The following is a 14,015-nucleotide window of genomic DNA, read 5'->3' as shown; positions in this document are numbered from 1 at the left end:
CGATATATGACACTACGCCGCACCCCGGACTAGGCCGAAGATAAGGTTAAGATTGAAAATAGTGGAGTGATCATTATGTTAGATTACGTGCTTGTCCCCCTAGATGGCTCACATTTAGCCGAATCAGCCCTTGAACATGCGATGAAGATCGTTAAGCCGGAAGGCACGCTGATTCTCCTCACGGTGCTGCAGACGCCAGAGTATCCTATTTACGACTTCTATCCGATGACCACGACGATGGCGCAAAAGTACGACAAGACGGTCAGTGATGCGCTGCCGCGCGCCAAAGAGTATCTCGCGGGCATCGCCGCGAATATCGAAGCGAAGTCGAAGCTGCTGGTTTCGTATTATGCGGAGGTGGGCGACCCGGCCGAGGTGATCGTGAAGATCGCCCAGGATCACCATGTACAGGCGATCTGTATGTCGACCCATGGGCGCTCGGGCTTCACGCGCTGGCTGTTCGGCAGTGTGACGGCGAAGGTGCTGGCGACGGGCTACTGCCCGGTATATGTTGTGCCCGCGCAGCAAATGGAAAAACGCAAGACATCCGAGCTGGTCGCTGCGAAGCACAACGGCCAATAACAGCGGCACACGCAGCACGCTGCGACAAGAGGTAAATAACCGGACATGGGGGTTGCAAGGGCGCACGGCCGTGCGCCCCTCTGTTCGCTCATGAATTTCGATCGAGAACTGACTCTAGAGAACGCTAAGACAGAGTGCGGTCTCTATTTCGTGTCCGGATTCGACGGAGGAACAAGTTCGTTGATGTTGTGCTTGACCGCATAGGCGGCGGCTTCGGCGCGGTTGGAAACGCCGATCTTCGCCAGCACACTGCTAACATAATTGCGCACCGTGCCCTCGCCCAAGTACAGCTTGACCGCGATCTGCCGGTTGGTCAGCCCTTCGGCGACCAACGCGAGCACGGCCAGTTCCTGCGGCGTGAGGTCGGAGAAAGCGGCGGCTTGCTGCGCCTGATTCGCTTTGCGCATCTCCTGAAAAACGGTCGACGTCATGGCCGGATCCAGCATCCCCTCGCCGCGGCTGACACGCTCCACCGCCTGCACCAGTTCGTTATCCCCGATGCGCTTGAGAATATATCCCGATGCCCCAGCTTGAATGGCCGTGAATAAGAGTTCGTCTTCGGCGTAAGAAGTGAGCATAATCACACGACAACCCGGCACGGATTCGACGATGCGGCGGCATGCCTCGATGCCCGAGAGACCGGGCATACGGATGTCCAGAACCGCCACATCCGGGTGATTCTCCTGGGCTTTGGCAACTGCCTCTTCACCCGTTCCTGCTTCCGCAACCACCCGGAAGTGTCCTTGCCGTTCGAGCAGTGCTCTCAGCCCGGCACGCACAACCGAATGATCGTCGGCAATTAATATCCGTACGATTTTCGACATGGCTTTAACTCGCCTAAGTGATAGAATTGTCGTTAAGGGTTCGTAACTAGCAAGGATATCATAAGTAACCATATGACATCTAGTGACGAATATGCTCAAAAATCCGTGTCATCTGTACTCCCTCGGCTAAAGGAAATTGCCGAGATGGTCATGCGCGCCGCCGAAGCGGATACGCTCGGCGAGGTTCTGGAGCGCATTGCCGAGGCGTCCCGCGAATTGGTCGGGGCGAAATATGCCGCATTGGGCGTGCCGGATGGCAAAGGCGGACTCGAGTTCTTCGAATTCAGTGGTATGGATCGAGAACACGTCCCCATCATCGGGCATCTCCCCTTAGGCCGCGGTTTGATCGGTGCGGTCATGCGTGAACGCCAGCCCATCCGGGTCGAACACATGCAGAGCGATCCACGCTCCTCCGGGTTTCCCGCTAATCATCCCAATATGGAGCGCTTTCTGGGCGTGCCCGTCATGGCGGGCAACGTGCTTTATGGGCAGTTGTACCTCGCGGATCGGCTCGACGGCAAGCCGTTCAACGAGCAGGATCAATGGCTGATCGAAACGCTGGCCGGGTACGCAGCGCTGGCGATTGCCGGAGCCAACCTGCGGGAGCAGCAGCGGCGCGTCGCGCTGCTGGAAGAACGCGACCGCATCAGCATGGAGCTGCACGACGGCGTGATCCAGTCGCTGTATGCGATTGGCATGCACATGGAACTGCTGCGCCTCTCAGAGAAACCCGTCGAAGCGACGGAACTGCAGGGCATGGTCGGCAGTCTGAACGATGTGATCGAAGATATTCGCAGTTATATTCAAAACCTCAAATTGCGCGAACGCTATGGGCGGAACTTGCGCGAGTTTATTTACGATATCACCCGTAAATTGCACATTCCACGTACAGTCAACATCGAAATCGACACGCCCTCCGAAAACCTCGCCACACTCAGCCCGCAGATCTACGAGGCTATGTGCCAGATGGCGAATGAAGGTATCAGCAACGTGATTCGGCACGCCAGCGCCAGCCATCTCAAAATCTCGGCGTCGCAGACCGACCGCGCCTTCCAGCTCAAAATCGCCGATGACGGCGTCGGCTTTGACCCCGACGAAGTCGAGGCGCATTCCGGCTTAGGCTTACGCAATATCCAACACCGCGCGCGCCTGCATGGCGGTGATGTTTACATCGATACGGCTCCCGGACAAGGCACCTGTTTGACCATTAGCCTGCCACTGAATGCCAAAAAACCGGTCGTCCGCCCCGCGTGACGATCATCACCCAAAGCACAGTACCATCGTTTACACAGTCTCCCGTATTTTGTAAGAAAGCGGGAGACTAAACCGTTCCTCCCGCGATTTGGGAGATAAATTGCCATGTTAGAAAACATTATGGTCAGTGAATGGATGACGAGCCCGGTGCTGTCGATCACCCCATCCACCCCGATCGCGAACGCGCACCAGATGATGAAAGATTACGGCATCCGGCGCTTACCGGTCGTGGAAGATAACCGGCTCGTTGGGATCATCACGTTGGGCGATGTGCGTGAAGCCAGCCCTTCGGATGCGACCACCCTCAGCATCTGGGAACTGAATTATTTGTGGGCACAGTTGACGGTGGATCGCGTGATGTCGCGCAAGGTCCTGACCGTGCATCCGACTGATTTGGTTCTGGAAGCCGCTCGGATTATGCTGGAACACAAGGTGAGCGGTCTACCCGTCGTGAATCAGCGCGACGAGCTCATTGGCATCATCACCGAAAGCGATATTTTCCGCATGCTGGTAGAATCAAAGACCAAAGCCATTGAACCCAAGCCGTAACTGGCATTCACCATCACGCAGTGAACAATGACCCCTGTGCTGGCAGGGGTCATGAATTTTCCAGAGGGAACCCAATGAATGTATCCGACATGATGACCGCTAAGCCTGTCTCGATTCATCAGGACGGCTCTTTGCGTCAGGCGCTCGAACTTATGGACAAGCACCACTGCCGTCATCTGCCGGTGATGAACGGTGAAGGCCAACTGGTGGGGATTATCAGCGACCGCGATGTGCGGACAGCGCTCAATTCCCCGCATATCCTGCGCGAACGCTGGCAGGATGAGCAGTTGGCGACCTCGCTGCGCGTGCGCTCCATGATGACCCCCGCTCCCATCGTCGTCGAACCGGACGCCGAAGCCGACGAAGCCGCGCGCCTGATGCTCGACAATCACATCAGCTGCTTGCCCGTCATCCTCGGCGAATCGCTCGTAGGGATCGTCACGACCTCTGATATCATGATGGCGTTTATGAACCTGTACCGCTCAGTCCGCCGCTATCACGAAATGCCGCCCGGCAAATAGGCTGCCGGATTCCTACTGCTCTGCGTCCGAAAGACCCCGCCGCTGAAGCGGGTCACTGATCAAACCACCGCCCCGCACGGTCGCGCCGATCACCAAAGCCGCGCTGATTAAGACAAGATTTTTGACAATGTACTGCCCTTCGATGGTCAGGACGAACGGAAACGTCGTGAACACGAGATCGGGCCGCAGCAGCACCGGGGAGAGCGTGCCCGGCATCTGCAGGAACAGCAGCAGAATGGCCGCGCGCATAAACTTCCCGGTGATGAAGCCCACCCCGATCAGAATTTCCCAGATGGCGAGTAACGGCAAAAACAGCGCCATCGGCACGAACGTGATCGTCTCGCGGATCAGAGTTTCGGCGGGGCTGAGCGAGGGAATCAGCTTGAGCGCGCCAAACCAGACGAAGATAATCCCCATCGAAATGCGCAGCAGCGTCACCCCGCTGCGCGCCATCCAGCGAGTCACGCGCTCGTCGACGCGGTTGAACTCGCGAAGCAAATGCTGGTTGCGGACCGTCATTCCAGTAATCCTCATTCCACTTGTGGCATTGTGAATAAACGTACAATGAAAGATGCAGGTATAGCCCCCTAATTTTCGGGGCTGGTACGCGGTTTACAACTATCCCTCACTCGCAACTTTCGCTATGCTTGGTGCGTAACATCTCCAAACAGCGACGCAACTATCAGGAGCAACTGTGACGCTTCCGAACGGCAAACACCCGGTGATTCGCACCCGCGACCTCACCAAAGACCTCCCACTAGGCAAAACGGTCGTGCATGCGCTGCGCGGCGTGGATATGGATATTTACGCGGGGGAGATGGCAGGCATCGTCGGCCCGTCCGGCAGCGGCAAGTCGACGCTGCTTGGCTTGATCGGCGGGCTGGATACACCGACACGCGGCACGATTGAGATCGACGGCGTGAACATCACGCGCATGAACGAAGATCAACTGACCGAAATCCGCAACGAGAAGATCGGTTTCATCTTCCAGTTTTTCAACCTGATTCCGACGCTGACCGCGCTGGAAAACGTCGTGCTGCCCATCCAGTTTGCGCGTAAAGCTCGTTTCAGCCCGGAAAAGCGCGCCAAAGAACTGCTCGACCTGCTCGGCCTCAAGGATCGTATGAAGCATCGCCCGTCTGAACTCTCCGGCGGGCAGCAGCAGCGCGTCGCCATCGCGCGGGCGCTGGCGAACAACCCGCCCCTGCTCCTCGCCGATGAGCCGACGGGCAACCTCGATTCGGAATCGGGCGTGCTGGTGCTGGAGGCGCTGCGCGAGATCCGCGCGAATGCGGGGACGACGGTCGTCATCGTCACGCACGACCGCGCGCTCGCGGAAAAGACCGACCGCGTCATGACGCTGGTCGACGGACAGATCGTGCATTAGGTCAAGCGAGCGGAAATTTGGATATTCGTTTCTAGCGTAAGGACAAGGCTTGCGTGGGTAAAAAAGCATCCGTATAACTTCGACCTCACGCTAGCGGACGCGATAAATCGCGTCCCTACGAAAAAGAATTCGCCTGGCAAGCGCTGTTGTCTCTCCTCCCCGAATTCGGGAAGGGGCCGGGGGCTATCAGGGGGTCGGAATCTGCCCAAGCCGTGGGCGCACACGCAGGTGCGCCCCTACATTCCGGTCGAATATTCTGTTTCCGACTCTAGAACCGCATACAGGCCGACTACCTGTCAATCCATACGGCAATTTGCCCAACGCAGTGTTAAAATGGGCTCGCAAATTGCCCTTATGGAGTCTTTCCGATGAGTTCGACCTACGAAACCTATCCCGTTGAAGTCGCGGGCGTCAAACGCGAGCTTCGCCTGTTCACCATCAAGCCCGGCATCCGCATCGCCATCCTGAACATCCTCGGCGACACGGAATTTGTGCAAGCCGTGAGTCAGGCGCTGGCCGAGAAGCTGGCCAACCAGCCCATCGATGTGATTGTCACCGCCGAAGCCAAGAGTATCCCGCTGGCGCACGCCGTCGCCGTCGCGATGAAGCTGCCCTACGTGGTGCTGCGCAAGTCGTTCAAGCCGTACATGGGCGACGCGCTACGCTCGGAAACGCTGAGCATCACGACCGGCGAACCGCAGACCTTGTTCCTCGACGAGAAAGATCGCGATTTGATTCGGGGCAAGAACGTCGCCTTGGTTGATGACGTGATTTCGACGGGCAGCACGCTGCAAGGCATGCGCCTGATCATGGATCATGCGGGCGCGAAGGTGACGGTCGAAGCCGCCATTTTCACCGAAGGCGACCGCGCCAAATGGTCGAACATCGTCGCACTCGGTCACCTGCCCGTCTTCTTTGACGAGAAGTAACGCTCAAGCAGATTCTCGAAGAGCTGAGGCGAGGCGCAGCGCCTCGCCTCAGCCATGGGTTAGTGGAGACGCCTCATCGCCGCCTTGCTGCGCCTCACCACGATTATCAGTCTGCTGTGCATCGGGTTGAGCTTCGCCGTCGCTCCACTGGGACATGGGCAACCGCCGCCCGCCGTACTGGCGCAGTTTCGCGCCTGCACCGACGCGCCCTGCTTCTTAGGGATCGTGCCGGGAGAAACGCGCATTGATGCGGCGTCAGTGATCTTAGGATCCGCCGGGTTTCAGTTCAATACGAATGAACGGGTCTTCTATTCCGCCGACCGGGAAACGCGCGTCTTTCTGACCTTCAACGGCACCAGCACCATTCAATCGATTATGGTGCAGTTCGTGGCGCGCGCGGCGCCGAACATCGCGCAAATGATGCAGACCTTTGGCAAACCCTGCGAAATGTTCGCGGGAGCGCCGTTTGTCCTCGATTTTGCGGGGCTGAATGCGCTCACCAGCTCGGATGGCGGGCATGGCTTCGTGCGGGTGCGTCCGACAACGCGCATCCTCTCCGTCTACGACAACGCGCGCTACCAATGCGGCAACGAAAGCTATATCGGCTTGCCGTGGCGCGGCTTTGCCCGCTACCCATCCGCCAATCCCTAGCGCACCTTTTCGATCACCAGCAGATGCGATAACCCAAACGTGTCGAGCGGCGTGCCTTCAATGTTTTGCAGCACGGCGCGCAGCACTTTGCCCGCCCCACCCAACCGCGCAATGATGTTGTCGTAGCCGCCGTAGATGCGCTGATGCGTCACCACACGCGTCGGCGTGCCCGCGAACAGGCGCCGGATACTGCGTTCGGTGTAGGCGCGCACATGCGGCGCAAGGCGATTACGCAGCGCATCCGGCAGGTAGTTGATGAGCGGCGTATTGCCAAAGTGATACTCACCCTGCCAGTAATGGCCGTGCGTCTCAAAGGGATACCAGCGGTTGGGCGCGAAGATCACGATGCGTCCGCCGGGACGCAGCACGCGCACCATCTCCAGCGCGGCGGCGCGGTCATCATTGACGTGTTCCAGCACTTCATGCGAGAGGATCAGATCAAACGTGTCGTTGGGGTACGGCACGGCTTCGGCGACGGCGACCACGGCGGTCGGCGTATCGGCGCGGGTATCGACGACGCGGTCATATTCGATGTCGAACGCTTCGACGTGCGGGGTGTAACGCCGCCCGATCTGCGAAGCGTACATGCCGACGCCGCAGCCATCGATTAGCACGCGCGCCTGCTCACCTTTCGCCGCCAGTTCGCCCCATTGAGCGATCATCTGCAAGCGGCGTTCCTGGCCCGCGCGCCACACATAACTCGGTTCACCGCGCAGCGCGGCCAAATCAGACGGCATGGAATGGACTCCCTTGTGTGCGGACGACCGTGCGGGTCGATGCCTAGAAATGCGGCAGGTGCGGGATCAGCGTTTAGGCCTCTTTCCCGTTGTTGCTGCGCTCCGCGGCGGCAATTGCGAGTTTGGTCGTCATATTTTGCTTGAGCAGCCGCGCGGTGTCATGCATGTACACCGGGAAGATGATCGTGATCTTCGTGCCTTTGCCCGGCGCGCTGCTGATGCTCAACGTCCCGTCAAGCATTTCGGCGCGTTCCCGCATATTGATCATACCTAAACTGCCGCGAGTTTCGTAGTTCCCGCTGACGGCATCGACATTGAAGCCCTTGCCGTTATCCGCGACTTCGAGCACGGCCATGCCGCTTTCACCGGTGACACTCACGCTGATGATCTGCGCTTCGGCATGTTTGCGGGCATTATTGACTGCCTCTTCCGAGATGTAGAAGATCACGTCCTGCTGCTGGCGATCCAGCACCGATTCGATCTGCGCATCGACCCGCACGGAGACCGCCTGCTTGTGCATTTCCATCATCTTGTCCGCGAGCTGATTCAGGGCAGCACGTAAGCCCTGCGTCTCCAGCACCAGCGGGCGCAGCACAAACAGCATGTGGCGCATGTCTTTGGTCGTATTCCGCGCGAGGTCTTCCAGCTTCTTAAGTTCATCCGGCACCTGCGCAGGCTGTTTAGTCACCAGCTTGGTGATATAGCCCGCACGCATGGCAATCGCCGCCACACCTTGAATCGGGCCGTCGTGCAGGTCGCGCGCCAGCTTCTTGCGGGCTTCTTCTTCCGCGTCGATGATGCGCTCTTTTTCGGTCAGGAGATTGTGGTACAGGAGTGAGTTTTGCAGCGCCAGCGTGGTTTGAATGCCGATCATCGTCAGCACTTCGATGTGATCCTGCGTGAAAGCGCTGGGGCGTTCGCTGGCGTAGATCAGCACGCCGAAGTTGTCATAGCCAGCGCGCAGGGGAATGCACAGCAGCGACTTGGCATACTGCAAACCGATGAAGAAGCCAAGTTCCGGGTCTTTGCGCACATCCGACCCGAAGATCGGTATGGCTTCAGTCAGCGCCTGCGCGACGATCCCCTGCTTGCCCGCCAGCGTTTTATCTTCGTCGGCACGCGGGAAGCGGCGGCACGAGGCGATATGCAGTTTATTGTCGAGTGAGTGAAACAGGAACACGGCGGAGATCAAGCCGCTGCCTTCGCGTTCCGGCAGCGCCAGCCCGAGCCGCCCCGCCCCAAGCGCCGCATCCAGCACCTTGCGGTAGTTGAGATTCGCGCCGAGCGTGTAGGTCAGTTCGGAGATCGCGCGGGTATATTCCTGCCGATCCTGATTGTGTTCCTCTTCGGCGAGGCGCAGCGCGTTGATGCGGCGGCGCAGCGTGCCATACCAGCGATCCAGTGCATAGCTCGTGAGCACCATCGAGGCGGCCAGCAGCGCCAGATTGAGCAAATCACCCGTATGTTCGGTGATTGACCCGTGCGTCCGCAGAACCGACAGCGCCGAGATGATCACCAACCCGAGCGCTTGCAGCGCATTCCACTGCACATCCGGGCGCACCAGCGCCGACACCAGCAGCAGCGAGGCTGCGGTGAAAGTCACGCGTGCATCCGAGACTTGATTGAAGGCAAACGCTGCGAGCGTCAGGGCATCGGCCACCGCAAATGAGGGGGAAAGCATCGACCCGACGCCGCGTCCCTGCAAAACGAGCAGCAGGATGACATTCACCAGCATCGCTTCCACAATGGGAGTGATATACGCGCTGATCGCTGCGTTCGGGTCGTTAAGCACGATGATCGCCACAGCAATCAATAGGATGATCAGCCAACGGGCCGCGTAAAGCGCCCAATCGCGCTGGCCAAATCGCTCCGACTTCGTCTGCATAAATCCTCCGCACCTTGATCGAGGTGTGTCTCTGCCTATTTTAGCGTGAAGATGCGTTCGAATGGATTGTGAATCTCAGGAATCGGACACGATTCGGCATTTGAGCAGAAGTGAGCAACCTGTCACTGCGGGAAAAAGCGGAGTGAATGTGTCACCACTGCACCAGTAAGCCTTCCATGGTCAAGCCGGGGCCGAACGCCATCAGTACGCCGTAGTCATGGGGTTGTGGTTTGTTACAACGTTGGATGTAGTCTAACACGAATAAGATGGTTGCGGAGGACATATTTCCGAATTCGTTGAGGATATGATGGGAGACGGCGACCTGCGCGTCAGTCAGGTCGAGACTCCGCTGCACATGGTCGATGATGGGGACGCCGCCGGGGTGGATGCCCCAATGGGTCACATCGGAGCGGGCGAGTCCGGCTCCAGCGAGCAAATCGTCGACAAAGGAACCGATCTGCGCACCGAGGAGTTCGGGCACATAGCTGGAGAGATACATGCGAAAGCCCGTGTCCGAGATCGTGAACGTCATGTGCTCGAAGGTCGTGTAGTCGCAGCGCGTCGCACTGCGGACGAGGCGCGGGTAGTTGATTGTTCCCGGCTGCGATCCGATCACCGCCATGGCGGCGCCGTCGCCGAACAGTGCCGACGTGACGACGTTCTCGGTCGAATCGTCAAACTGCATGTGCACGGAACACAATTCCAGCGCGAGGACAAGCGCGCGTCGTTCCTGATCTGGTGCGCTCGACACCGACTGCTGGGCACGCAGCAAACCGGGGAACGCGCCATAGCAGCCCATGCTCAGAATGCATGAGCGGCGCAGATCCGGGCGCATGCCAAGGCGCGCCGCCAACTGTAAGTCGAGACCCGGCGTCGAGAAGCCCGTACATGAGACGATGATCAGATCGTCGATATCGGTGGGCGCTAACCCGGCGGCGTCCAGCCCACGGCGGATCGTCGCTTCGCCGAGCGGCACCGCTTCCCGCATGTACAACTCGTTCCGCGCCGCCGTGCTGCGTTCTTCGAGGAAGAACTGGTCGCCCGTGACGAAATGCCGCCAACTGACGCCCGCGCGCTCGAAGATCGTGCGCATGGCGCGCGCCCGGCGCGTCGCCTGCCGCCGGGAGGCAATGTTGATGAAGTACTCGGCGATTTCAGCCTGGGTGTAACGCGCGTCGGGCACGCCAATGGCGAGCGCTTGAATGGCCGGAACGGTCATAGACAAATCTCCTTACCAGATGATCGGGACGGTCAGGGGTGAGCTGGTGCACGCGTTTGACGGACAAAGTACTGACCCAAGGCGGGGGCGGCATTGATCAAGGTCAGCCCGGCGGACAGCAGCGCGGGTCGAAAGAGCGACGCCTGCAGCCAGCGCCCCAAACGGATGCGCGCCACGAACTGCTCGCGCCACGCCGTGGTGTAGAGGCGTTTGAGCGTTACCGCGTCGCTCTCCCCCCATAGATAACGGGTGATGTGGTCGGCCGCCAGCAAACCACTGTGCAGCGCCATCGACATCCCATCGCCCGCCAGCGGCGCGATCATCCCCGCCGCGTCGCCCACCATGAGAATGTCGTGTTCGACAGGCTGCTTGTCATGGTCGTTGAACGGCACCTGACTGATGCTCAACCACCCGGTGACGTGCTCCGCGGTGGCGAAAAAGCGCATCAGATGGCGGTTCTGGCGCTGCATCCACTGCACAAAGGCGGGAATCGAGTCGCCGCGCTTGAAGGTCTCCAGACGCACCAGCAGGCACACGTTGACCAGCCCGGCTTCGATGCGGGAAACGCCGCAGTAACCGCCGGGAAAAGCGTGCAGATCGACGGTGTCGGCGCGCACCGCGCCGCGAAAATGGGCTTTGAGGCCGACATAGGGCTGCGGCTGCGCCATGAACGGACGGTTGAGCACACGATCCAACGCTGTGCGCTTGCCATGCGCGGCGATGACCGCACGGGCGCGGATCGAATCGCCCCGCATGGTGACAGTGAAACCTTCGGTCAGATTTCCCGATACGCCCGTGACCTTCTGGCCGGTGACGACATGCACGCCGATGGCGCGCGCCCGGTCGATGAGCAGTTGGTCAAGCTTGTGGCGGCTGAGGCCGAGGCCCGCGCTCGTGTGTGTCAAAGCGCCGGTCCACTCGCCGCCCGCCGCCGAAGTGACGCGCACACGGGTGAGGCGCGCTGGCTGCTCTGCCTCAATGGCGGGGAGCGCTCCGAGCGTGGTGAAGTAATTGACGGCTTCCGGCGACAGAAATTCGCCGCATACCTTATGCCGGGGATACGTGCCCGCTTCGATCAGCATGACGGGCAGGTCGGCTTGCGCGGCGCGGATAGCGGCGCTCGTCCCCGCGATACCACCCCCGATCACAATCAGCATCAGGCCCTCCTGTCTTTGTCGACGACCAGCGTCATCCGAAACAAGGGATGCAGATGGACGCGGGCGTGGGGCAGCCCGGCTTGCCGCGCAAGATCGCGCAGTTCTGCGGGCGTGTAGCCGCGGCGCACGGAGACATCGGCGTCGTAGCGGGTGATGGCGCTGCGGGCGAAGATCGGCTGCACCAGCTTGAAGCCAACGAGCGGCAGCACGCCGCGCACCAGATCGGTCATGATCAGGCCGTGGCGCACGCGGGCGTAACAGTCGCGCAGCAGCGTGATCACTTGCTCGGGGGAGAAGTGGTGCAGAAACAGCGACGAGAGGAAATAATCGACATGACCCGGCGCGAACGGCAGGTGCAGCGCATCGGCCTGCAGCAGATACACGCCATCGGCGGGTTGCTGGCGAGCGAAGTCGAGGTTACGCGTCGAGAAGTCGACCGCATAGCATTCGCAGCCCCCTCGGGCGCAGATCAGGCGCGGCAGCGCGGCGGAACCCGTGCCCAGATCAACCAGCCGAATTGGCGCTTGGGTGCTCTGCAAACGGCGTAAACGTGGATAGAGATGAGCGGTGAGCGCGCTCACACCGCCGAGGTAGCGATTAATCCGTTCCAGATCGCGCAGGGAAGCGTGCGCTTCCGCCAGTGTACCCGCGCCGAGGTCAAGGAGTTCCGGCTGATCCAGTCGCCGCATCATCGCATCTGACTTTCGTCTACAGGGTCAACCGACCCATGCGGCAGTTTTCGCTCTCAATACCTTACTTTTAACATTAAATCAACCGAAGTGAAGCTCTCGCTGAGTGAAACATGAATATTTCGATAAGGGGCGGGTGGGGTAAAATTGGTTCGACACTGGCGGTGATTGTTGTTACAATCTAACGTGGTACCGATTGAAAGCGAACGGAGGTGAAGCGAAAGCAACTGATGAAGGTCAGTCTGTGCGTGTTTGTGTTTCAAATTATCTATTACTACAAGCGAAGGGACACGATCCTGATGAAGAAATTGGCTATGCTCTCACTTTTGCTGCTCGTGCTGGTCGGAGCCTTCTCCGTCGCCGCGCAGGACGCCGTCACCCTCACCATTGAAAGCTGGCGCAACGACGATTTGGCAATCTGGGAAGATGTCATTATCCCCGCGTTTGAAGCACAGCACCCGGAGATCAATGTTGTCTTCTCGCCCACCGCGCCGACCGAATACAACGCCGCGCTGAACACCAAGCTGGAAGCGGGCACCGCGGGCGACCTGATCACTTGCCGTCCGTTTGACGCTTCGCTCCAACTGTTCGTTGACGGGCACCTGTCCTCGCTCAACGACCTGCCCGGCATGGAAAACTTCAGCGATGTCGCTAAGAGCGCGTGGATCACCGATGATGGCTCGGACGTGTTCTGCGTGCCGATGGCCTCGGTCATTCATGGCTTCCTGTACAACGCCAGCATCTTCGAAGAACTCGGCCTGAGCGAACCGGCGACCGAAGAAGAATTCCTCGCCCTGCTCCAGACGGTCAAGGACAGCGGCAGCTACGCACCGCTGGCGATGGGCACCGCTGACCAGTGGGAAAGCGCCACGATGGGCTTCCAGAACATCGGCCCGAACTACTGGGGTGGTGAAGCAGGCCGCCTCGGCTTGATCGACGGCACGGCCAAGTACAACGAAGGTGGCTTCCTCGCCGCGTTTGAAGCCCTGTCGCGCTGGACGCCCTTCATGGCGGACGGCTATCAGGCACTGACCTATGCCGACGCGCAGAACCTGTTCATGTTCGGGCAGGCCGCGGTCTACCCGGCTGGCTCGTGGGACATCGGCTACTTCGAAAATTCCGGCATCGACTTTGAACTCGGCGCGTTCGCCCCGCCGCCGCCCGCAGGCGCGGACACCTGCTACATCAGCGATCACACCGACATCGCCATGGGTATGAACAGCGCCAGCCCGAACGCTGAAGCCGCGCGCACGTTCCTCGAATGGATGACCTCGCAGGAATTCGCAGAACTGTACACCAACCAGCTCCCCGGCTTCTTCACGCTGTCGAACCACGAGATCAGCGTCGAAGACCCGGTCGCGGGTGAATTCCTGAGCTGGCGCGGTCAGTGTGAAACGACGATCCGCTCGTCCTACCAGATTCTGTCGCGCGGTGAGCCGAACAACGAAACCGACCTGTGGACGCAGAGCGCCCAGCTGCTGAACGGCGCCGTGACGGCGCAGGAAGCCGCCGACACGGTGCAGACTGGTCTGGAACAGTGGTACGCGCCGCAGCAGGGGTCGTAAGTCTCCCGGCACGGTCAGCAACCATCATCTGAGTTACACGGCAGGGGCGCAGCATGCTGCGCCCCT

Annotated in this window: 15 protein-coding genes; 8 read left to right on the top strand and 7 right to left on the bottom strand. The window is 59.8% G+C overall.

Annotated features, from left to right (window positions below):
• The first annotated feature begins 75 nt into the window (after nucleotides 1–75).
• Nucleotides 76–582: a universal stress protein gene (locus IPK17_RS32510; RefSeq protein ID WP_343421888.1), complete on the top strand. Its 507-nt coding sequence runs from the start codon at nucleotides 76–78 to the stop codon at nucleotides 580–582.
• 143 nt (nucleotides 583–725) lie between these two features.
• Here IPK17_RS32510 and IPK17_RS32505 read toward each other — a convergent pair whose 3' ends face one another.
• Entirely contained in the window at nucleotides 726–1,406 is a 681-nt protein-coding gene (locus IPK17_RS32505) for a response regulator transcription factor (RefSeq protein WP_343421887.1), read from the bottom strand.
• 144 nt (nucleotides 1,407–1,550) lie between these two features.
• Here IPK17_RS32505 and IPK17_RS32500 point away from each other — a divergent pair, with 144 nt between their 5' ends.
• From IPK17_RS32500 to IPK17_RS32490, 3 genes are all read left to right on the top strand, one after another.
• Nucleotides 1,551–2,660: a GAF domain-containing sensor histidine kinase gene (locus IPK17_RS32500; protein ID WP_343421886.1), complete on the top strand. Its 1,110-nt coding sequence runs from the start codon at nucleotides 1,551–1,553 to the stop codon at nucleotides 2,658–2,660.
• Nucleotides 2,661–2,765: 105 nt separating this feature from the next.
• Entirely contained in the window at nucleotides 2,766–3,209 is a 444-nt protein-coding gene (locus IPK17_RS32495) for a CBS domain-containing protein (protein ID WP_343421885.1), read from the top strand.
• A 74-nt stretch (nucleotides 3,210–3,283) separates the two neighbouring features.
• Nucleotides 3,284–3,730 carry a CBS domain-containing protein gene (locus tag IPK17_RS32490; RefSeq protein WP_343421884.1) on the top strand — a complete coding sequence of 149 codons (447 nt, stop codon included), beginning with the start codon at nucleotides 3,284–3,286 and terminating at the stop codon, nucleotides 3,728–3,730.
• A gap of 12 nt (nucleotides 3,731–3,742) precedes the next feature.
• Here the strand turns inward: IPK17_RS32490 and IPK17_RS32485 are convergent, their stop codons facing one another.
• Complete coding sequence (locus IPK17_RS32485) at nucleotides 3,743–4,249, bottom strand: DoxX family protein (protein ID WP_343421883.1); 507 nt, start codon at nucleotides 4,247–4,249, stop codon at nucleotides 3,743–3,745.
• 175 nt (nucleotides 4,250–4,424) lie between these two features.
• Between IPK17_RS32485 and IPK17_RS32480 the strand changes: the two genes are divergently transcribed.
• The 3 genes from IPK17_RS32480 (at nucleotide 4,425) to IPK17_RS32470 (ending at nucleotide 6,697) form a co-directional block, all read left to right on the top strand.
• Nucleotides 4,425–5,117, top strand: a complete 693-nt coding sequence (locus IPK17_RS32480; RefSeq protein WP_343421882.1) for an ABC transporter ATP-binding protein — start codon at nucleotides 4,425–4,427, stop codon at nucleotides 5,115–5,117.
• Nucleotides 5,118–5,485: 368 nt separating this feature from the next.
• Nucleotides 5,486–6,046 carry a phosphoribosyltransferase family protein gene (locus IPK17_RS32475; RefSeq protein ID WP_343421881.1) on the top strand — a complete coding sequence of 187 codons (561 nt, stop codon included), beginning with the start codon at nucleotides 5,486–5,488 and terminating at the stop codon, nucleotides 6,044–6,046.
• Between the two features lie 84 nt (nucleotides 6,047–6,130).
• The gene (locus IPK17_RS32470; protein ID WP_343421880.1) at nucleotides 6,131–6,697 is read left to right on the top strand and encodes a hypothetical protein; all 567 of its coding nucleotides are present in this window, start codon (nucleotides 6,131–6,133) and stop codon (nucleotides 6,695–6,697) included.
• On the opposite strand, the gene IPK17_RS32465 is transcribed toward IPK17_RS32470, so the two are convergent.
• From IPK17_RS32465 to IPK17_RS32445, 5 genes are all read right to left on the bottom strand, one after another.
• Nucleotides 6,694–7,434 (bottom strand): class I SAM-dependent methyltransferase, encoded by a 741-nt coding sequence (locus IPK17_RS32465; RefSeq protein ID WP_343421879.1) that lies wholly within the window; start codon nucleotides 7,432–7,434, stop codon nucleotides 6,694–6,696. The genes IPK17_RS32470 and IPK17_RS32465 overlap by 4 nt on opposite strands.
• 73 nt (nucleotides 7,435–7,507) lie before the next feature.
• On the bottom strand, nucleotides 7,508–9,319 hold the full coding sequence (locus IPK17_RS32460) for a GAF domain-containing sensor histidine kinase (RefSeq protein ID WP_343421878.1): 1,812 nt from the start codon (nucleotides 9,317–9,319) through the stop codon (nucleotides 7,508–7,510).
• 151 nt (nucleotides 9,320–9,470) lie between these two features.
• On the bottom strand, nucleotides 9,471–10,538 hold the full coding sequence (locus IPK17_RS32455; RefSeq protein WP_343421877.1) for a type III polyketide synthase: 1,068 nt from the start codon (nucleotides 10,536–10,538) through the stop codon (nucleotides 9,471–9,473).
• Between the two features lie 32 nt (nucleotides 10,539–10,570).
• Entirely contained in the window at nucleotides 10,571–11,695 is a 1,125-nt protein-coding gene (locus IPK17_RS32450; RefSeq protein ID WP_343421876.1) for an NAD(P)/FAD-dependent oxidoreductase, read from the bottom strand.
• Nucleotides 11,695–12,387, bottom strand: coding sequence for a methyltransferase domain-containing protein (locus IPK17_RS32445; RefSeq protein ID WP_343421875.1), 693 nt, complete (start codon nucleotides 12,385–12,387; stop codon nucleotides 11,695–11,697). Before IPK17_RS32445 ends, IPK17_RS32450 begins: the two co-directional genes overlap by 1 nt.
• A gap of 296 nt (nucleotides 12,388–12,683) precedes the next feature.
• On the opposite strand from IPK17_RS32445, the gene IPK17_RS32440 reads away from it, so the two are divergent.
• Nucleotides 12,684–13,949 (top strand): ABC transporter substrate-binding protein, encoded by a 1,266-nt coding sequence (locus IPK17_RS32440; RefSeq protein WP_343421874.1) that lies wholly within the window; start codon nucleotides 12,684–12,686, stop codon nucleotides 13,947–13,949.
• The last annotated feature ends 66 nt before the right edge of the window (nucleotides 13,950–14,015 follow it).

Source organism: Candidatus Flexifilum breve (assembly GCF_016713355.1).
The sequence above is the reverse complement of the archived record's forward strand: the minus strand, read 5'-3'. Positions and strand labels throughout refer to the sequence as shown.

Coding starts and splice junctions, on each gene's coding strand:
- IPK17_RS32510 (WP_343421888.1), top strand. CDS start 76: ATGTTAGATTACGTGCTTGTCCCCCTAGATGGCTCACATTTAGCCGAA.
- IPK17_RS32505 (WP_343421887.1), bottom strand. CDS start 1,406: ATGTCGAAAATCGTACGGATATTAATTGCCGACGATCATTCGGTTGTG.
- IPK17_RS32500 (WP_343421886.1), top strand. CDS start 1,551: ATGGTCATGCGCGCCGCCGAAGCGGATACGCTCGGCGAGGTTCTGGAG.
- IPK17_RS32495 (WP_343421885.1), top strand. CDS start 2,766: ATGTTAGAAAACATTATGGTCAGTGAATGGATGACGAGCCCGGTGCTG.
- IPK17_RS32490 (WP_343421884.1), top strand. CDS start 3,284: ATGAATGTATCCGACATGATGACCGCTAAGCCTGTCTCGATTCATCAG.
- IPK17_RS32485 (WP_343421883.1), bottom strand. CDS start 4,249: ATGACGGTCCGCAACCAGCATTTGCTTCGCGAGTTCAACCGCGTCGAC.
- IPK17_RS32475 (WP_343421881.1), top strand. CDS start 5,486: ATGAGTTCGACCTACGAAACCTATCCCGTTGAAGTCGCGGGCGTCAAA.
- IPK17_RS32465 (WP_343421879.1), bottom strand. CDS start 7,434: ATGCCGTCTGATTTGGCCGCGCTGCGCGGTGAACCGAGTTATGTGTGG.
- IPK17_RS32460 (WP_343421878.1), bottom strand. CDS start 9,319: ATGCAGACGAAGTCGGAGCGATTTGGCCAGCGCGATTGGGCGCTTTAC.
- IPK17_RS32455 (WP_343421877.1), bottom strand. CDS start 10,538: ATGACCGTTCCGGCCATTCAAGCGCTCGCCATTGGCGTGCCCGACGCG.
- IPK17_RS32450 (WP_343421876.1), bottom strand. CDS start 11,695: ATGCTGATTGTGATCGGGGGTGGTATCGCGGGGACGAGCGCCGCTATC.
- IPK17_RS32445 (WP_343421875.1), bottom strand. CDS start 12,387: ATGATGCGGCGACTGGATCAGCCGGAACTCCTTGACCTCGGCGCGGGT.
- IPK17_RS32440 (WP_343421874.1), top strand. CDS start 12,684: ATGAAGAAATTGGCTATGCTCTCACTTTTGCTGCTCGTGCTGGTCGGA.